The organism is Microbulbifer maximicatervae (SeqCode) (assembly GCF_052467065.1).
The window spans coordinates 270,579-288,914 of the sequence record NZ_CP174299.1; the positions used below are offsets into that span (position 1 = coordinate 270,579).

Here is an 18,336-nt window from a genome sequence, read left to right on the forward strand (position 1 = left end):
CTGTTGCAAAAAACTCCGTGTTTTTCCCAACAGCCAAATACAAAGTGCGCCCTATACCGCTTCTAACAGGCTCACCATTAATTGCAGGGATTCCCGCCCGCGAAATTCATTAACATCGAGCTTAAAAGCCAAGCGCACTCTTTCCGTGGGCTGCGGCCACTGCTCGGTGTCCACATTAAAAGCAATAGCATCCAGCGCCAGTTGCGGCGCCTGGGGCGGCGCCACCACCATTTTTAAATGGCGCTCGCCGACGATGCGCTGTTGCAGCAACAGGAATTCACCGTCGAATACCGGCTCTGGAAACGCCTGTCCCCAGGGCGCACAAGCGCGCAACATGGCTGCCGTGTGCAAAGTGTAATCCCCAGATTCCAACTCACCGTCAGAGTCGATAACCGCGTGCAGCTGGTTTTCATTCAGGCGGTTGCGCACCACCTGCTCAAAAGCCTTACGGAAAGCCTCCAGGTTTTCCTGGGGTAAGCTCAGCCCCGCCGCCATGGCGTGGCCACCGAACTTGCTGATCAGGTCCGGGTGAGAGGCGGCTACGTCACTCAGGGCATCGCGAATATGCAGCCTGGGAATCGAACGCGCAGAGCCCTTCACGAGGCCGTTATCACCCTCAGCAAATGCGATCACCGGGCGGTGGAATTTCTCTTTGATGCGGCTGGCCAAAATACCCACCACACCTTGATGCCAGTTGGCATCGTACAGACACAAACTCCAGGGAATTTCGCCCTCCAGGCGCAACTCATCCAGGGCCGCCATTGCCTCCCGCTGCATCCCCTGCTCGATCGCTTTGCGATCCCGGTTCAGGGCGTCCAGCTCGCCGGCCAGCTCCCGCGCCTCAGTGGGATCGCGGGTGAGCAGGCAGCGGATACCGGTGCCGATATCGTCGAGACGACCAGCCGCATTAATTCGCGGCCCCAAAATAAAACCAATATCTGTGGTAGAGAGCCTGCGCTGGTCGCGCCCGGCAACCTCCATCAGGGCGGCAATACCGGGCCGGCAGCGGCCGGCACGGATACGGGCGATGCCCTGGTGAACCAGAATCCGGTTGTTGTGATCCAGCGGGACCAGGTCGGCCACTGTACCCAAGGCGACCAAATCCAGGTATTCGGCCATATTGGGCGGGGCGATACCGCTCTGCTCAAACCACCCACTCTGCTGTAGGGCCGTGCGCAAACGGCTGAGCAGATAAAAGATCACCCCCACCCCAGCGAGATTCTTGCTGGGAAAGTCACAGTCCGGCTGGTTCGGGTTTACGATGGCATCCGCCTGCGGCAGCTCACTGCCGGGCAGGTGGTGATCCGTCACAATCACTTTCATACCAGCAGCTTTTGCCGCTGCCACGCCCTCGATACTGCTGATACCGTTATCTACGGTGATCAGCAGATCGGGCTGATAATCTTTGGCTACCTCGACAATTTCTGGAGTCAGCCCGTAGCCGAAGTCAAAGCGGTTCGGCACCAGGTACTCCACTCCCGGCGCGCCCATTGCACCTAGGGCCAACACCCCCAAGGTGCTGCTGGTGGCTCCATCCGCATCGAAATCCCCCACGATAAGGATTTTCTTTTGCCCGTGGATAGCATCCACCAGCATGGCAACGGCAGCCTCCAGCCCTCGCATACTCTGTGGGCTCTGTAGTTGAGAGAGGCTGTGATCCAGCGCTTCTTCGCTGACAATCCCCCGCCCCAACAGGACACGCTGCAATATTTTTGGTGTTTCAGAAGCAAAACGGCCAGTAGACAAATCCACTGGCCGCCGCTGAATTTTTGTACTCAATGTATTTCTCAGCAAACTAATAGCTAATCGGTTGCCGCTTATTGCACGACAGTGTGCCGATTAGCTGCCTTCTGACAGCATCGTCGCCATATAGTCGTGTACTTGGGACAAGTTATTGGGCAATACCTTGAAGCGCTCCTCCCGCTGCCAGAGATCCTGCATATGAGTCGGCAGGGGAATCTCTTTTTCTGGCAGGGCCTGGGCCACGGCATCGGGGAATTTTGCCGGGTGTGCGGTAGATAAGCAAACCATGGGCTGTTCGGTAGAGTGACGTACCTGTCGTGCGGCTTCAACCCCGATAGCTGTATGCGGATCGAGCAGATATTCGCAGGAGCTGAAGGTCTCGCCAATCACTTCAACCGTGCGCTTGTCATCCACCCGGCTGGAGGAGAAAACCTCCCTCGCTTTGCCCAGGGCCGATTCACCCAAATGCATGGGCTGGCTGCGATCCGCCAGCAATTCAGCAACCGACGCGCCATCGCGACCGTAGAGATCAAACAGCAATCGCTCAAAGTTGCTCGACACCATAATATCCATACTGGGAGACAAGCTGTGCACCAGTGGTTTGGGAGTGTGGTCATTGCCGCTGATGCAACGATGCAGAATATCGTTGGCATTGGTCGCAATTATCAATTGGTCGATAGGCAATCCCATCTGCCTCGCCAGGTAACCGGCAAAAATATCGCCAAAATTACCGGTGGGCACGGAGAAATTAACGGTTTTATCCGGCGCCCCCAGGCGCAGGGCAGCATAAAAGTAATAGACGATCTGCGCCATAATCCGCGCCCAGTTAATGGAATTAACCGCTACCAGGCGGCGTCCATCGGGCAGGAATGATTGATCGGCAAAACTCGCTTTCACCATATTCTGGCAATCGTCGAAATTACCTTCGAGAGCGATATTAAATACGTTGTCCGACTGCACTGTGGTCATCTGGCGTCGCTGGACTTCAGACACACGGTTATGGGGGTGCAGAATAAAAATATCGATATTGTCGCAGTGGCGGCAACCTTCGATCGCGGCCGAACCGGTATCCCCAGAAGTTGCCCCCATAACCACCACTCTCTCACCACGCTTTTTCAGCAGGTGATCAAAGAGTTGACCGAGGAACTGTAAGGCAAAATCTTTGAATGCCAGGGTGGGCCCATGAAACAACTCGAGCACCCACTCATTGGTGTCTGTCTGCACCAGCGGGGCAATAGCTTTGTGGCGGAAGTGCTTGTAGGAGCGTCCGATAATACCGCTCAGCTCTTCATCACTGAGATCATCCCCCACAAACGGCTGGATAATGCGAAAGGCCAGCTGCTCGTAATCGAGCCCCGCCATAGAGGCAATTTCCTCGCGAGAAAACTTCGGCAAAGTCTCGGGAACATAGAGGCCTCCATCGCTGGCAAGGCCTGTTAGTACGGTATCGGCGAAGGAGAGAGACGGCGCGCTGCCGCGTGTGCTGACAAATTTCACAGTATTTCTTGGCTCTTATCGCTGGCTGGGGAGTTTATTGATTGGGGCACCGAGCCCGGGGTTATGTCACTCGGCGCCCGCGGGGTTTATCCGAGGCTCTCGACACGAATCCTGACGACTTCACCTTCGACCGTTTCCAACGCCTCTATTTGTGCAACCGCTTGGCGGAGGCTGGCTTCATCGGCCCGGCTGGTCAAAATCACCACCGGGACAAGTGCCTCACCTTCAACCGGTTCGTGCTGGATCAGAGCCTCGATGCTGATGCCTTGATCACTGCAAATGGTGGCCACCTGAGACATAACACCGGGCTTGTCGTGGGCGGCGATACGCAGGTAATAACTGGTAATAACATCTTCTTCCGGTAGAACCTGGGTTCCCCCTTGGTTCGCAAGAGCGACACCCGCTGCCGGCACTCTGTGCTCCGGCTTGGCCTCAAGAGTGCGGGCCACATCAACAAGATCGGCAATCACTGCCGATGCCGTGGCTTCATCGCCCGCACCAGCGCCGTAATACAGGGTTGGTCCCACAGCATCGCCGCTGACCAGCACCGCATTCATAACGCCGTTTACGTTGGCGATCAGGCGGCGCTGGGGGATTAAGGTCGGGTGCACCCGCAACTCCACGCCCTTGTCGGTGCGACGCGCAATCCCCAGATGCTTGATACGGTATCCCAGCTCATCGGCGTAGCGAATATCTTCACTACAGATCCGGCTGATGCCTTCGGTGTACACCTTGTCAAAAGCGAGCGGCATAGCAAATGCCAGGGAAGCCATAATCACCAGCTTGTGAGCAGCATCGATACCTTCCACATCAAAAGTGGGGTCCGCTTCTGCATATCCTAATGCTTGGGCCTGGGCCAGAGCTTCATCAAAGCTCCGCCCTTTTTCCCGCATCTCAGTGAGGATGTAATTGCCGGTGCCATTAATAATTCCGGCGAGCCACTGCACCTGGTTGCCCACCAATCCTTCGCGCAGGGATTTAATAATAGGAATACCGCCAGCTACTGCCGCCTCATAGGCAATAGTGACATTGTGCTTTGCGGCCAGCTCAAACAGCTCGTTGCCGTGTTCGGCAATCAACGCCTTGTTAGCGGTGACAACATGCTTGCCATTTTCAATCGCTGTGCGCACCAGCTCCTTGGCTACCGTAGTACCACCGATAAGCTCCACCAAAATATCCACGTTGGGATTATTGGCGACATCGAAAATTTCCCGGGTAACGTTTATCTGGCTGGTATCACAGTGTGCGTTATCGCGGCGCGCACCTATTTGCTCAATGACCAGGGCGCGACCGCAACGGGCTGCAATTTCCCGCCCATTGCGCGCCAATACATTCACCGTTCCACTGCCGACAGTACCCAGGCCACAGATACCGATCCGCACGGCACGGGGTGCCTTTTTTACAACCACCTGAGCCTCCGCCTCCGCAGTCTCTTCCACTGTTGCGCTCACAATGTTCCTCCGCGCAACTATAAGGGCAGCGAACCAGACCGGGATCTACCCCGATTACATAGAAAGTGCCACCACAGGAAGTCGCGCAATAAATGCAAATAAAATTGACAAAAGATCATCAACCTTACCGAGCGGAACGTAAAAAAGTCAATATAATTGCGCCATAAAGGCACCGCTTCCAGCTAGAGTAGAGTCGAAACTTCTGTCACCCAAAATCACCTCTTGAAACCAACAGCGTCCTCAGTAGATGCTATAGAAGCATCTACTAGCATCAGGTAACAGCAACCTGCGAAATTGCATCCACCGCGCCTTTGCACAAAATAGGGGCGTACTGAATCCGGACTCAGATAGTGGTCGAGTAATGAAGAAAACCCTAATCCTTTATACAGGCGGAACCCTGGGAATGCGCCGAGGCGAATCGGGCTATGTGCCTGACGCCGACTTGGAAGGCGCTCTGGGCCGCCTCTTACAAGATGTTATCGGCCAGCTTCCACAATACGATTTCCAGGCACTCGACCCCCTGCTGGATAGCGCCAATATGCGACCAAAGGACTGGTATCACATTGCCAGCCTGATACGCGACAACTATAGCCAGTACTCAGGCTTTTTGGTGTTGCACGGCACTGACACCATGGCCTACACCGCCTCAGCACTGTCCTTTGCCCTGCAAGGCATAGAAAAGCTTGTGGTCGTCACCGGTTCCCAGATTCCCTTGCGGGAGATGCGTAGCGACGCCTATAACAACTTAATTGCGGCGCTATTATTAAGCGGCTCCGACGATATCAGGGAGGTTTGCCTCTACTTCAACGGCAAACTTCTACGCGGCAACCGTGCAGTGAAGGTCAGTTCTGGCTCACTGGATGCTTTTAGCAGCCCCAATTACCCCTGTCTCGGGGAAGTGGGTATCCAGGTCAATATCGACCACAACGCCCTGCTGGTGCCCACCGGTGAACCGCAGTTTCAGATTCCCACCAATGCCAATGGCGGAGTGATTTTACTGAAACTATTTCCCGGTATATCTCCCTCACTGATTGAGAAAATTTTAGAGAGCCGCCCCAAGGGCCTGATTATTGAAACATACGGCACCGGCAATGCACCGACTGACGACATTGCATTTACTGAGCAGCTTGAGAAGGCTTCAAAGCTCGGCACTATTTGTGTAGCAGTGTCCCAGTGTTTGGAACACCAGGTGGATCTGGGTAAATACGCTGCGGGCTCCGCACTGCTTGATGCCGGTGTTATAGGTGGTCTGGATATGACCAGCGAAGCCTGTTTTGTAAAGCTCAACCACCTGTTGGCAATGGGCCATTCCGATACGGAAATTAAAACCCTATTACAGCGCCCGTTGTGCGGTGAGTGCAATCACCCCAACTGATAGAAACTGAAACTATTGGCGAGGCCATATGGCTTCGCCTTTTAAAAGGGATCGAGTGATTAACAGGGATTGAAGGGATAACCTCTATCCAGAAGCAAAATACCGATGAGCAATGATTTTTCGCAAAACCTCCGCCTTCTGTGCAGCTTCTACCCATCCATAGCCGAGGTGTGCCGGCGAATTGGGGTGAATCGTGCCCAGTTCAATAAATATCTCAACGGTAACACTCAGCCCTCCCAGTATACCCTGGGAAAGATATGTCATTTTTTTGGCGTAGAGCCCCATGAAATCGTGATGCCCCACGAGCAATTCAGCCAAATTGTTCGCGTGCGCAGCGCACCCGTCTCCGACAGCCTCCCCGCCAGGCCCTACAATCGCGATATTGATATTCTGATGCGGGAGTCCCAGGGGCGGGCCGATAAATATTTAGGCTTCTATTTCGAGTACCACTACTCCATGACCTTCTCCGACCATATTATTCGCAGCCTGCTGCATATTGAGTCGGATGGTGATGGGTATTATTTTCAGCGCTTCGAACGTATGCGCTACCCGGATAGGGATGAGTGGTATAAATCCCGCTATAAAGGCATGCTGCTCTTTCTTGCCGATCGTATTTTTTTGGTCGGCTATGAATCCTTGACTCACAATGAAATCGCACAAACTATTTTATACCCTACTTATAAAAGCCGGGTCAGCTATCTATCCGGATTAAAGCTGGGAGCATCCGCCAGTGACAGGCGTGAGCCAGTCTGCACAAAAGTGGTTCTCGAATCTCTCGGTCGCAACATCAGCATAAAAAATGCACTGAAACTATGTGGTGTTTTTGGTCCTGAGTCCGAAGAGATAAACAAAAATATTCGCGAGAATATTCGCGCAACCTCTACAGAGGGGCCGCAGAGTTTCTTTGCGACACCACTCTAAAAATACTTCCCAATTAATTACTAAATTACCCCAACACGAGGCTTGCGGGAGGTGGGGATATTACCTCACCCCACACAGGCCCATACGATGAAGAGAAGAGAAACTGATGACCAACGATTTCCACACACTCAAACCAATGCCGGTTTTTAGTGCAGGTGCAGAAACCCGCTTGGAGAAAGACTTATTGGGTGAGCGCGAAGTACCGGCCGATGTCTATTTTGGCATTCAAACTTTGCGCGCTTTGGAAAATTTCCAGATTACCGGAATTACCCTGAATCACTTCCCCAATCTGGTAAAAGCACTGGCGATGGTAAAAAAAGCTGCAGCCAGCGCCAATGGACAGCTCGGCTACCTGGAGCCCAAACTGCAAGATGCCATTGCCACTGCTTGTGACGAGATTATCGATGGCAAACTGCACGATCAATTTTTGGTAGATATGATTCAGGGCGGCGCCGGCACTTCTACCAATATGAATGCCAATGAGGTGATTGCCAACCGCGCGCTGGAATTACTCGGTCACAACAAAGCCGAGTACAAAAAAGTACACCCCAACAACCATGTAAACCTGTCGCAATCTACCAATGATGTTTATCCAACCTCGATAAACCTGGCCATTCTGCTCAGCTACAGCGACCTGGTTCAGTCCATGGAGAGCTTGTGCGTTGAGTTCGACAAGAAGGCCAAAGAATTTGCCTCAGTAATTAAAATGGGGCGCACCCAGCTGCAAGATGCGGTACCTATGACCCTGGGCCAGGAGTTTGCCGCCTTCGCCGCTACTGTGCGCGAAGATGTCGATAGAGTTAAGGAGCTGGTCGCTCTATTCAAAGAGATCAATATGGGTGGTACCGCGATCGGCACCGGTATTAATACCGATCCGGAATATCGCCAGCTGGTTGTTAACGCACTGTCAGAAATTTCCGGCATCGATTTCGTCTGCGCAGAAAACCTGGTGGAAGCCACTTCCGACATGGGCGCCTTCGTAATGTTCTCCGGCGTAATGAAACGCATCGCCGTTAAGATCTCGAAAATTTGCAGCGATTTACGCCTGATTTCCAGCGGTCCTCGCGCTGGCCTCAATGAAATTAACCTGCCGCCGATGCAACCCGGCTCATCCATTATGCCCGGCAAGGTCAACCCGGTTATTCCCGAAGTGGTTAACCAGGTCGCCTACCAGGTGATCGGCAACGACCTCACGATTACCCTGGCTGCTGAATCCGGTCAGTTGCAGCTCAATGTAATGGAGCCAGTGATCGCCTTTAACCTGCTACAGTCCATGCGCCTGATGACCCAAGCCATGACCACGCTTGCGGAGCGCTGTGTGAGCGGCATCACTGCCAACGAAGAGCACTGCCTGCAACTGGTTGAGAACAGCATCGGCCTGATTACTGCGGTCAACCCGTTTATTGGCTATGAAAATGCCACCCGCATCGCCAAGCAGGCACTAATTACCGGAGCCAGTGTGAAGCAGTTAATTCTTGATGAGGGGTTACTGAGTGAGGAGGAACTGAACGATATCCTCGCGCCAGAGAATATGACTCAGCCGAGAAAAGTAGAAATTAAAAATCCTGCTTAAAAACAAAAACCGGCGGCCTCTCGGCAGCCGGTTTTTTAGCTATCAGCCGGGCTTAAATTCCCAGCTCTTTAAGCAGGCGATCCGGTGGTAAGTAACCGGGAACAACCCGGCCATCTTCCATCACGATAGTCGGCGTACCGCGCACATCGATAGCCTCGTTGCCCAACTTGTATTGAGCTGCCACCGGGTTTGTCTTACAGACATCCAAAGGCACGTTTTCACGGTTCTTAAGTGCAGTCAGCGTCTTGTTGCTGTCTTCCGCACACCATGCAGTTGCCAGTTTGCGATATCCCAGGGAGTTAAGACCACCGCGCGGGAACGCCAGGTAGCGCACTTCGATACCGCGCTTGTTCAACTCGGGCACATCCTGGTGCAGCTTGCGGCAGTAACCGCAGTCCACATCGGTAAATACATAAACGCTTGCCTTGGTTTCACCTTTCGGGGAGAAGACAATCATATCTTCTGTATCAAGGGCGCCCATAACCGCAGCGCGGCGCGTCGCTCTACGCTGCTCGGAAAGGTTGGCAACACCGCCAGCCTTCACCTGGTAGAGATCGCCATAAACAAAGTGATTGCCATCAGCAGAGACGAACAGGGTCGTGTTGCCATCATCGACATCCACTTCGTAAAGCCCCTCAATTGGACTCTCCCGCACCTCTCCATAGGTTGCTTTGGGATTACTCGCCTCAAGGCGTGTCTTGATGGTTTTTACAACGTTGGTATCGACTTCTGCCAACGCTGCAGAGCCCACCAGACTGAGTAGCGCGCCAGCGATTGCCAGCGGCTTCTTGATAAGCGTCATTACCAATTGCTCCTTAAATTCTCATTGGGCTTCGACTTAATCATCGGCCTTCAGTTCCAGCCAGTATGGCAGCTCTTTGCCGCTGCGAACCTAATTGGCACGTTTTAACATATCCAGTCACCTTGGACTACGCAAAACACCGCAAGACGTGAGCGCTTTAGCGAAATTGACTGTATCCCCGCGCCAGGGCAAGCCCGTGTCCATTTATGTCAGTTAAGGCAAGCAGGCCCCATCTGGGACACTAAATAAGCTGCTCCTAACCCACATACAAAAAAGGCCGAAGCGTACGCTTCGGCCTTTTTCTGCGATCAAGGAGAGCTTAGTTGAGCTTCTCTTTGATACGTGCAGCTTTACCAGTCAGGCTGCGGAGGTAGTACAGCTTGGCCTGACGCACGTCACCGCGACGCTTAACCTTGAGGCTGTCAACCATCGGGCTGTGAGTCTGGAAAGTACGCTCAACGCCAACACCGTGGGAAATTTTACGCACGGTGAAGGAGGAGTTCAGACCACGGTTGCGCTTACCGATAACCACGCCTTCGAACGCCTGCAGACGCTCACGGTTGCCCTCTTTTACTTTTACCTGAACGATTACAGTGTCGCCCGGTGCGAAGGGAGGTACTTCGCTCTTCAGCTGTTCCTGCTCCAGCTGCTGGATAATTTTGTTAGTCATTTGGATCGCTCCCAAATACAGATTGTGTAGCTTCTCAGCTAGTTCACCGAACTACTCGCGCCTCCCGGCGAATTCGGCCTCAATTTTCTTCGAGCTTCTGTTCCCGCTGGATCTCATCCAACAACAACTTCTGCTCATCGCTCAGCGCCAACCCTTGCAATAAGTCCGGGCGTCGCTGTTGCGTGCGCGCCAATGCCTGTTTCAGGCGCCAGCGGCGTATTCTTTCATGGTTGCCGGAAAGCAAAACTTCCGGTACCGCTACTCCCCGATATTGTTCCGGTCGGGTGTAGTGTGGGCAGTCCAGCAGGCCAGAGGAGAAAGAGTCCTCAACCGCCGATTGGTTGTGTCCAAGTGCGCCGGGAATCAAGCGGGTAATAGCATCCACCATCACCATAGCAGCCAGTTCGCCACCGCTGAGGACATAGTCACCAATGGACCACTCCTCGTCGATCATAGATTCGACGATACGCTCATCCACACCTTCGTAGCGCCCCGCCAACAACACCAGGTTGCCAGCTGCAGACAGCTGCTCCACTCCACCCTGATCGAGCTGTCGACCCTGGGGAGACATGTAGATACTGCGTACAGATTCACCGTCTTCACCAGCCCAAGCTCGAGCAGCCTCGAGAGCCTGGTAAAGGGGCTCAGCCAACATCACCATTCCCGGTCCGCCGCCGTAAGGGCGATCGTCCACAGTCCGGTGCCTGTCACTGGTAAAGTCCCGAGGATTCCAACAGCGAACTTCTAAAAGGCCATCTTTCACAGCCCGTCCACTGACGCCATACTCGGTCAATGCGGCAAACATTTCCGGAAAAATGCTTACCAGAGCGATTCGTTTTGTCATCGCTCCTACGCCTTAAAAAGCCGGGTCCCAGTCGACGGTTATTACACCGACTTCCAGGTCAATATTGGTAATAAACTGATCAGGTAGATAGGGAATCAAGCGCTCGCGCTTATCCGCTCCACCGCGCACCACCATTACATCGTTGGCGCCAGTTTCCATCATGCGAGCAACGGTACCAAAGTCGTGATCTTCGCCATCGAAATGGCTGACAACCTTTAACCCTTCGAGCTGGTGCCAGTAATACTCACCATGCTCAAGCTCAGGCATCAGTTCACGAGCTACAGCAATATCGCGCTGGCAAAGTCGAGCCGCCAAATCGCGGTCATCAATGCCTTTCACATGCACAATCAAGCCCTTGCCGTGACGCTTACCAGCGTCAATTTCGAGAGCTTCCCAACCTTTCGGCCCCTGCAAGCGCCAATTAGGGAACTGCAGGATGTTGTCCATCGGCTCGGTATAGGAGTGAACCTTGACCCAGCCGCGCACACCATAAACGGTAGTAACGCGCCCAACCGTGACCAACTCTTCGGAAGGTTTTCCGTTATCTGTCACAGGAGCACCACTTACGCGCAAATTAAGCAGATTCTTTCAGAAGCTTGCCGACGCGGTCAGAAACCTGTGCGCCACGACCCAGCCAGAAATCAACACGCTCGCGATCAACACGCAGACGCTCTTCCTGACCACGGGCAACCGGGTTGAAGAAACCAACACGCTCAATAAAACGACCGTCGCGAGATTTGCGGCTGTCGGTAACGGTCAGATGATAAAACGGGCGCTTTTTAGCACCACCACGGGCCAAACGAATGGTTACCATGTAACTTTCCTATAGGTTCAACACTAGGCAACCGCACTAAGCAGTCACCACAACAACTTTTTACCGGCAGCAGGGCCGGCAGAAAGGCGGCGTATTCTAATGTACCACCCCAGATTTGTATAGGGTCGCCAAGCCGCCCGGAGAACCGTGGTTCTCTACTTCTTTTTGAGGCCCGGTGGCAGGCCTCCGGGCATACCGCCCATACCGCCAGGCATACCACCGCCCATACCGGGCAGGCCGCCGAGGCCGCGCATCATTTTACCCATGCCGCCGCCTTTGAGCTTCTTCATCATCTTGCCCATCTGCTTGTGCTGCTTGAGCAGGCGATTCAAGTCCTGCAGCTGGGTGCCGGAACCGGCAACGATGCGGCGCTTGCGCGAACCGTTAAGAAGGTCAGGATTGCGGCGCTCGGCCGGCGTCATGGAGGAAATCAGGGCGTCCATACGCTTAAATTCTTTGCCCATATCGGCCTGTTGTGCGGCCTGCGCCACACCGCCCATGCCGGGCATTTTCTCCAACAGGGAGCCAAAGCCACCCATGTTTTGCATTTGCTGCAGCTGATCGCGCAGGTCTTCCAGGTCAAAGCCTTTACCCTTCTGGACCTTCTTAACCAGCTTTTCGGCTTTCTCTTTATCGATCTTCTGCTCTGCTTCTTCAATCAGAGACAGAATGTCGCCCATGCCCAGGATACGGGAGGCGATACGATCCGGGTGGAAGGTTTCCAGGGCGTCGGTCTTTTCACCAACACCAATAAACTTAATTGGCTTGCCGGTGACGTGGCGCACGGAGAGAGCGGCACCACCACGGGCATCGCCATCGGCCTTGGTGAGAATCACACCGGTCAGCGGCAGTGCATCATTAAAGGCACTTGCGGTATTTACCGCATCCTGACCGATCATTGCATCGATCACGAACAGGGTTTCAGCTGGGGCCAACTCGCTGTGCAGCTCACGGATTTCATCCATCAGCTCGGAGTCCACATGCAGTCGACCAGCAGTATCCACAATCAGCACATCGGCAAATTGTTTGCGGGCAGCGTCCACAGCACCCCTGGCAATATCCAGCGGCTTTTGCTCGGCAGTAGAGGGATAGAATTGCGCCCCCACTTCGCCGGCCAGGGTCTCCAGCTGTTTGATTGCAGCGGGGCGGTAGACGTCCGCACTCACCACCATGACTTTTTTCTTTTCACGCTCCTGCAGGTATTTGGCCAGCTTGGCCACACTGGTGGTTTTACCAGCGCCCTGGAGACCCGCCATCAGGATTACCGCCGGAGGTTGTACGGCGAGGTTGAGAGGCTCTGCAGCCGCACCCATCACCTTAACCAGCTCATCCTGAACAATCTTGACGAACTGCTGGCCCGGGTTGAGAGCCTTGCTAACCTTCTGTCCTACCGCAGCGGTGCGCACTTGCTGAACAAATGCCTTAACCACTGGCAGAGCGACATCCGCCTCCAACAGCGCCTTGCGCACTTCGCGCAAAGTATCGCGGATATTGTCATCCGTAAGGCGCGCTTTACCGGTAACTTTCTTTAAGGCCGCCGATAAGCGGTCACTCAGGTTATCGAACATAAATTCGTCTCGATCTCTCCGTTTACGGACTCAACCCCAGTGCGGAGGGGCGCGAAATTAGGGGGGAGCAAACTGCAACTCCCTCTCTGAGGCGCGGCAGTATAGCCCAGGTCTCGCCACAGCCGAAATATCGCAAGTCTTCCTTGTTTCAACTGGCTATGACACACTCCTGCCCTAACGCAATAATGAAGACACGGATTTACCCATGGCGGCTTTCGCCCACTGGACAGCTATCGCTCTCTACCTGGCCACAACCATAGTTGCAGGTGCGGCTCTGGCCCGAAAACAACAGCCGAATTCCAAACTGCTTCTCAGCCTTTTGGCGGGTGCACTTGTCACCCACGGAATATCCCTGGGACACATTCTCTTTTCACCCGAAGGCTATCGCTTTGACCTGCTGGCAATGCTCTCGCTGATTTCCTGGGTAGTTAACTTTCTATTATTGATCCTGGCCGTTGGCCGGCCACTTACGCTACTTATTCTTATTTTCGCACCAGTGGGAGCCGCCACTGAATTTGCCGCATCCCATATTTGGGGCACCGTAACGCCACACCAACAAATCTCTGCCGGCATTGCGGTACACGCTCTATTGTCTATTTCTGCCTATTCGCTGCTGACCCTGGCTACCCTTCAGGCGATCTACCTCTACTACCTCAACCAGCAGCTGCACAACCACAGGCCGGTAGGCGCCACCCGTCTTCTGCCACCATTGCAGAGCATGGAATCACTGCTGTTCGGTCTGATCACTTTCGGGCAACTACTGCTCACCGCCTCCCTGCTGACCGGTTTCGTCTTTGTTGGCAATTTGTTTGAAGAGGGGCCAATACACAAAACCATCCTCTCTATGGTCGCCTGGGTTCTCTACACCATACTCCTATGGGGACACTGGAGATTGGGCTGGAGAGGCAATACCGCTGTGCGTTGGACCTTAAGCGCTTTCGCCGCTCTACTACTTGCCTATTTTGGTAGTAAGCTGGTTATGGAAGTCATTCTCCAGCGCGGGTAATCGAATATACGACTGCAAAGCTTGCGGAGGTCGGCAATATGTTCCAATATCTCCGCTTGGAAATAAAAAGAGTTCTCCCTTGAACGAGATGCCCACGGGCCTGCTATTCGGTTTGCTGGCCCTATTGATACTGATATCCGCCTTCTTCTCCAGCTCCGAAACCAGCATGATGGCGCTTAACCGCTATCGTCTGCGGCACCAAGCCAAAAGCGGGCACCGCGGGGCAAAACGCGCCACCGAGCTACTCGCACGCCCGGACAAGCTGATCGGCTCAATTCTAATCGGCAACAATCTCGTTAACGTTCTTGTATCTGTAATCGCCGGCTCGGTATTCGCGCAGATATACGGAGAAATACTCACCACCATAGTCTTAACTCTTGCCCTGCTGATTTTTGCTGAGGTCACACCAAAGACTATTGCCGCTCTACACCCGGAAAAAATTGCTTTCCCCGCCTCATTTATTTTGCGCCCACTGCAGTGGCTGCTCACTCCTCTGGTTCTTTTGATTGGTGGCATATCCAACGGCCTGGCGCGTATGCTGGGAGTCGAAACAAAAGCGAATAGCGAAGCGGAACACCTGGCCCCCGAAGAACTCCGAACCGTTGTATTCGAATCAGGCGCCCTGCTTCCCAGCAAGCACAAAGGCATGTTGCTCAACGTGCTGGACCTGGATCAGGCAACCGTTGAAGACATCATGATTCCGCGCAATGAAGTCATGGGCGTTGACCTGGAAAACAGCGCCGAAGAGATCCTGCAGCAGCTAGCGGAAAGTTCCTACACTCGCCTCCCCGTATATCGCGGTGACATCAATCGAGTAGTAGGCATACTTCACCTGCGAAAAGCGGCGCAAATACTGCGCGACGGACCAGAAAATTTAACGGCAGAGCGGCTCAACTCCTTCACCGATGAGCCTTACTTCGTACCCGAGGCAACACCACTCCCCACACTGCTGATGAACTTCCAGAAAACCAAGCGCCGCATGGGGCTGGTAGTTGATGAGTACGGAGAGGTAATGGGTATCGTTACCCTGGAAGATCTGCTGGAGGAAATTGTCGGCGACTTTACCGCAAGTCCAGTACCCAGCGATGACGAGGAGATAGTCGCCATAGAAGATGGCTGGTACATGATCGAAGGCGGCACTTCTATTCGCGATATTAATCGCACCCTGGGCTGGGAGCTACCCACTGACGGACCGAAAACTTTTAACGGCCTGGCAATGGAACACCTGGAGAGCATCCCCGACGGCAATATCAGCCTGTACATCCTCAATTACCTGGTGGAAATTGAGGAGGTCTCAGACAAGATGATTACCCGGGCCAGAATCAAGCGAATCGATAAATAGCGCTACAGCCGTTAATCACTCAACCTCTTCTAGCAAGCGCCTTACCGGCGCAAAGCTGGTGCGGTGTATTGGAGTGGGCCCCTGCAACTGTAAAGCTTCCATATGCGCCTTGGTGGGATACCCTTTATGACCTGCAAGGCCATAACCGGGATATTCAGAGTCCAGTACCACCATTTCCCTATCACGGGTCACCTTAGCCAAAATAGACGCCGCCCCAATTGCAGCGACACGACCATCTCCCTTTACAACGGTATCGCAAGGGTAATCCCAGTTCGGTTTTTTATTGCCATCCACCAACACAAATTCAGGCTGCACGGATAGCTGCGCAACTGCACGATGCATCGCCAGTAAGCTTGCCTGCAAAATATTTAGCTGGTCAATTTCCTCAACTGTCGCACGAGCTATGGAGTAACTGAGCGCTCGCTCACAAATCTCATCAAACAACTGCTCGCGCTTTTTTTCAGTCAGCTTTTTGGAGTCGGCAAGCCCGGCAATTGGCTTGTTAGGATCAAGAATCACAGCTGCGGCAACTACATCACCAGCTAAGGGGCCGCGCCCAACCTCATCGACACCTGCAATCAAATCACCCTTGAAAGGGCAAACATAGGGGGGCAATTCTGTTTTACTACTCATAACTTACTACTCGGCAGATTCAGGCTTAGCTTCCAGTAGCCCCACCACGGCATCGGCAGCCCGCTCAGAAGCATTGCGTCTCAACTGTTGATGCATTTCGAAAAACTCGCGCTCTAAATGATCCCCAAGAAGCGGATCTTCAAAGTACTGCATCACCGCCGCAGCAAGATTCTCCGGAATAGCATCATTCTGCAAAATTTCCGGTACCAGTTCTTTTTGGGCAAGTAAATTTGGTAGCGAAACCCATGGGGTATGCAGCATCCGCGAGACGATCATAGACGTCAATCTGCCCAGCTTGTAGGTAACGACCATGGGCTTTTTAAGCAACATCGTTTCAAGGGTTGCTGTACCCGATGCAATAAGCACACAGTCTGCCGCTGAAACGGCCCGTCTCGATTGCCCCTCAAGTAAAGTAATAGGGAGCTCAGGGTAATCTTTTAGCTGCTCTTGAATCTCATCCATACGCTGCTTGTTAGCAGCGGGAATAACAAATTTAATATCCGAGTGACGCTGGTGGCACCATCGGGCCGTCTGCAAAAACAACGGCCCCAACATGCGAACCTCTCCTCCACGGCTGCCTGGCAAAAGGGCAATTACCCGGTCGTCTTTCTCAAAGCCCAATGCTTTGCGTTCGCCGGCGATATCCACTTGCAGGGGAATTTCATCAGCCAAAGGGTGGCCAACAAAGGTCACCGGTACTTGGTTATCTCGGTAGAAATTCGCTTCAAATGGAAGCAGGGTCAACATGTGGTCGACAGCCCGCGCAATCTTTTTAATTCGACCCTGCCGCCAGGCCCAAACCGAAGGACTGACATAATGGACGGTGGGGATACCCTCAGCCTTGAGTGCAGCCTCAAGAGTCAATGTAAAGTCCGGGGAATCTATACCAATAAATAGATCGGGAGGGTTATCAGTAAAGTGGCGACGGAGAGATCTGCGGATTTTCAACAGTTCCGGAAGGCGCTTCAAAGGCTCTACCAGCCCCATTACCGACAGCCGCTCCATAGGAAATAAACTTTTAGCACCCAGTTCCAGCATACGCGACCCGGCAATCCCCTCAAATTCTACATTGGGAAGCCGAGTTTTTAATGCGGCCATCAAACCAGAACCGAGGATATCTCCTGACGCCTCACCGACAACGATACCAATTCGTATCGGCTTATTTTTTTCTGACACGCCTAAATCCCTCCTCTTGGGGAGCTGTTTACGTTGGAATTAAATGGGAGTTGCATAAAGTGCAATCGGAGCCGCACGAAACAGCTCCAAAGAGAAGTGAATTAGCGAACAATGCCGCGGGTGGAAGACTGCAAAGACTCTATCCACGGCTGAATAACTGGAGATTGTTCGCGCAACTCCATCAAGGCCTGCAGCGCCTCTTGCATAGTAAGACCGCGACGATAAACGGTCTTGTAAGCTTTATTGATCAGGGCAATATCTTCTCTAGAAAAGCCCCGTCTGCGCAGCCCTTCTGAGTTAATGGTCTTTGCTTCAGCAGGGTTTCCGGCAACCATAACATAAGCAGGGACGTCTTTACCGATAGCAGCGCCCATTCCCAGGAAAGCATGCTCTCCCACAGTACAGTTCTGGTGAACCAAACTATAACCACTCAGAATCGCCCAGTCCTTAACAACAACATGACCGGCCAAACCACAGTTATTCACCATAATAGTGTGATTACCAACAACACTATCGTGGCCAATATGGGCATAGGCCATGATCAGGTTTTCGTCACCAATAGTGGTCTCACCTCGGTCCTGAACGGTACCACGGTGGATCGTAACCCCCTCGCGAATCACGTTATTGTCGCCAATAACGAGTGTCGTCTCTTCACCACGATACTTTTTGTCCGGGGTATCCTGCCCTACGGAAGCAAACTGGTAGATTCGGTTGTTCTTCCCCAGTTTGGTCGGCCCACTAAGCACCACATGAGAGGCAATATCACAGCCATCACCTATCTCTACGCCGGCTCCAACAATGGTGTAAGCACCAATACTCACCCCGGAACCAATTACTGCCGTAGAGTCGACAATAGCTGTAGGGTGGATACTTGTCTGCATTCTGGGATCTACTCCTCGGCATTAATCGTACTGGGTAACC

The 18,336-nt window shown here is 53.3% G+C and carries 17 protein-coding genes; 5 read left to right on the forward strand and 12 right to left on the reverse strand.

Annotation, left to right across the window (positions count from 1 at the left end; translation table 11 throughout):
* Window positions 1-51: 51 nt before the first annotated feature.
* The 3 genes from recJ to ACJJI1_RS01300 all read right to left on the reverse strand — a co-directional run bounded on the left by recJ (window position 52) and on the right by ACJJI1_RS01300 (window position 4,649).
* Window positions 52-1,779 carry a single-stranded-DNA-specific exonuclease RecJ gene (gene recJ, locus ACJJI1_RS01290; RefSeq protein WP_444958327.1) on the reverse strand — a complete coding sequence of 576 codons (1,728 nt, stop codon included), beginning with the start codon at window positions 1,777-1,779 and terminating at the stop codon, window positions 52-54.
* 60 nt (window positions 1,780-1,839) lie between these two features.
* A complete protein-coding gene (gene thrC, locus ACJJI1_RS01295) occupies window positions 1,840-3,240 on the reverse strand; it encodes a threonine synthase (RefSeq protein ID WP_444958328.1) in 1,401 nt (466 codons plus the stop codon).
* A gap of 86 nt (window positions 3,241-3,326) precedes the next feature.
* Window positions 3,327-4,649, reverse strand: a complete 1,323-nt coding sequence (locus tag ACJJI1_RS01300) for a homoserine dehydrogenase (protein ID WP_444898218.1) — start codon at window positions 4,647-4,649, stop codon at window positions 3,327-3,329.
* 403 nt (window positions 4,650-5,052) lie between these two features.
* On the opposite strand from ACJJI1_RS01300, the gene ACJJI1_RS01305 reads away from it, so the two are divergent.
* The 3 genes from ACJJI1_RS01305 (at window position 5,053) to aspA (ending at window position 8,560) form a co-directional block, all read left to right on the forward strand.
* Window positions 5,053-6,066: an asparaginase gene (locus tag ACJJI1_RS01305; protein ID WP_444958329.1), complete on the forward strand. Its 1,014-nt coding sequence runs from the start codon at window positions 5,053-5,055 to the stop codon at window positions 6,064-6,066.
* Window positions 6,067-6,171: 105 nt separating this feature from the next.
* Entirely contained in the window at window positions 6,172-6,987 is an 816-nt protein-coding gene (locus ACJJI1_RS01310) for a helix-turn-helix domain-containing protein (RefSeq protein ID WP_413662803.1), read from the forward strand.
* A gap of 106 nt (window positions 6,988-7,093) precedes the next feature.
* Complete coding sequence (aspA, locus tag ACJJI1_RS01315; protein ID WP_444958330.1) at window positions 7,094-8,560, forward strand: aspartate ammonia-lyase; 1,467 nt, start codon at window positions 7,094-7,096, stop codon at window positions 8,558-8,560.
* A 52-nt stretch (window positions 8,561-8,612) separates the two neighbouring features.
* Here the strand turns inward: aspA and ACJJI1_RS01320 are convergent, their stop codons facing one another.
* From ACJJI1_RS01320 to ffh, 6 genes are all read right to left on the reverse strand, one after another.
* Complete coding sequence (locus ACJJI1_RS01320; RefSeq protein ID WP_282933659.1) at window positions 8,613-9,362, reverse strand: DsbC family protein; 750 nt, start codon at window positions 9,360-9,362, stop codon at window positions 8,613-8,615.
* Between the two features lie 319 nt (window positions 9,363-9,681).
* Entirely contained in the window at window positions 9,682-10,038 is a 357-nt protein-coding gene (rplS, locus tag ACJJI1_RS01325; protein ID WP_282934563.1) for a 50S ribosomal protein L19, read from the reverse strand.
* Window positions 10,039-10,111: 73 nt separating this feature from the next.
* A complete protein-coding gene (gene trmD / locus ACJJI1_RS01330; RefSeq protein ID WP_444907651.1) occupies window positions 10,112-10,876 on the reverse strand; it encodes a tRNA (guanosine(37)-N1)-methyltransferase TrmD in 765 nt (254 codons plus the stop codon).
* A gap of 12 nt (window positions 10,877-10,888) precedes the next feature.
* The gene (gene rimM, locus ACJJI1_RS01335) at window positions 10,889-11,428 is read right to left on the reverse strand and encodes a ribosome maturation factor RimM (RefSeq protein ID WP_108735295.1); all 540 of its coding nucleotides are present in this window, start codon (window positions 11,426-11,428) and stop codon (window positions 10,889-10,891) included.
* A 22-nt stretch (window positions 11,429-11,450) separates the two neighbouring features.
* Window positions 11,451-11,690 carry a 30S ribosomal protein S16 gene (gene rpsP, locus ACJJI1_RS01340; RefSeq protein ID WP_108733998.1) on the reverse strand — a complete coding sequence of 80 codons (240 nt, stop codon included), beginning with the start codon at window positions 11,688-11,690 and terminating at the stop codon, window positions 11,451-11,453.
* A 155-nt stretch (window positions 11,691-11,845) separates the two neighbouring features.
* Entirely contained in the window at window positions 11,846-13,258 is a 1,413-nt protein-coding gene (gene ffh, locus ACJJI1_RS01345) for a signal recognition particle protein (RefSeq protein WP_444911250.1), read from the reverse strand.
* Between the two features lie 205 nt (window positions 13,259-13,463).
* Between ffh and ACJJI1_RS01350 the strand changes: the two genes are divergently transcribed.
* Window positions 13,464-14,264 (forward strand): cytochrome C assembly family protein, encoded by an 801-nt coding sequence (locus tag ACJJI1_RS01350; RefSeq protein WP_444958331.1) that lies wholly within the window; start codon window positions 13,464-13,466, stop codon window positions 14,262-14,264.
* A 79-nt stretch (window positions 14,265-14,343) separates the two neighbouring features.
* Complete coding sequence (locus tag ACJJI1_RS01355) at window positions 14,344-15,606, forward strand: HlyC/CorC family transporter (protein WP_413662809.1); 1,263 nt, start codon at window positions 14,344-14,346, stop codon at window positions 15,604-15,606.
* 15 nt (window positions 15,607-15,621) lie between these two features.
* On the opposite strand, the gene rnhB is transcribed toward ACJJI1_RS01355, so the two are convergent.
* From rnhB to lpxA, 3 genes are all read right to left on the reverse strand, one after another.
* Window positions 15,622-16,239, reverse strand: coding sequence for a ribonuclease HII (gene rnhB / locus ACJJI1_RS01360; RefSeq protein WP_282933664.1), 618 nt, complete (start codon window positions 16,237-16,239; stop codon window positions 15,622-15,624).
* 6 nt (window positions 16,240-16,245) lie between these two features.
* Window positions 16,246-17,415, reverse strand: coding sequence for a lipid-A-disaccharide synthase (gene lpxB, locus ACJJI1_RS01365; protein WP_444958332.1), 1,170 nt, complete (start codon window positions 17,413-17,415; stop codon window positions 16,246-16,248).
* Between the two features lie 101 nt (window positions 17,416-17,516).
* Window positions 17,517-18,296 carry an acyl-ACP--UDP-N-acetylglucosamine O-acyltransferase gene (lpxA, locus tag ACJJI1_RS01370; protein ID WP_444896539.1) on the reverse strand — a complete coding sequence of 260 codons (780 nt, stop codon included), beginning with the start codon at window positions 18,294-18,296 and terminating at the stop codon, window positions 17,517-17,519.
* Window positions 18,297-18,336: the final 40 nt, after the last annotated feature.

Excerpts from the sequence above, each read along its gene's own strand:
- ACJJI1_RS01350 (WP_444958331.1), top strand. The coding sequence starts at position 13,464 with ATGGCGGCTTTCGCCCACTGGACAGCTATCGCTCTCTACCTGGCCACA.
- rnhB (WP_282933664.1), bottom strand. The coding sequence starts at position 16,239 with ATGAGTAGTAAAACAGAATTGCCCCCCTATGTTTGCCCTTTCAAGGGT.
- trmD (WP_444907651.1), bottom strand. The coding sequence starts at position 10,876 with ATGACAAAACGAATCGCTCTGGTAAGCATTTTTCCGGAAATGTTTGCC.
- ACJJI1_RS01310 (WP_413662803.1), top strand. The coding sequence starts at position 6,172 with ATGAGCAATGATTTTTCGCAAAACCTCCGCCTTCTGTGCAGCTTCTAC.
- lpxA (WP_444896539.1), bottom strand. The coding sequence starts at position 18,296 with ATGCAGACAAGTATCCACCCTACAGCTATTGTCGACTCTACGGCAGTA.
- ffh (WP_444911250.1), bottom strand. The coding sequence starts at position 13,258 with ATGTTCGATAACCTGAGTGACCGCTTATCGGCGGCCTTAAAGAAAGTT.
- rpsP (WP_108733998.1), bottom strand. The coding sequence starts at position 11,690 with ATGGTAACCATTCGTTTGGCCCGTGGTGGTGCTAAAAAGCGCCCGTTT.
- aspA (WP_444958330.1), top strand. The coding sequence starts at position 7,094 with ATGACCAACGATTTCCACACACTCAAACCAATGCCGGTTTTTAGTGCA.
- ACJJI1_RS01320 (WP_282933659.1), bottom strand. The coding sequence starts at position 9,362 with ATGACGCTTATCAAGAAGCCGCTGGCAATCGCTGGCGCGCTACTCAGT.
- ACJJI1_RS01305 (WP_444958329.1), top strand. The coding sequence starts at position 5,053 with ATGAAGAAAACCCTAATCCTTTATACAGGCGGAACCCTGGGAATGCGC.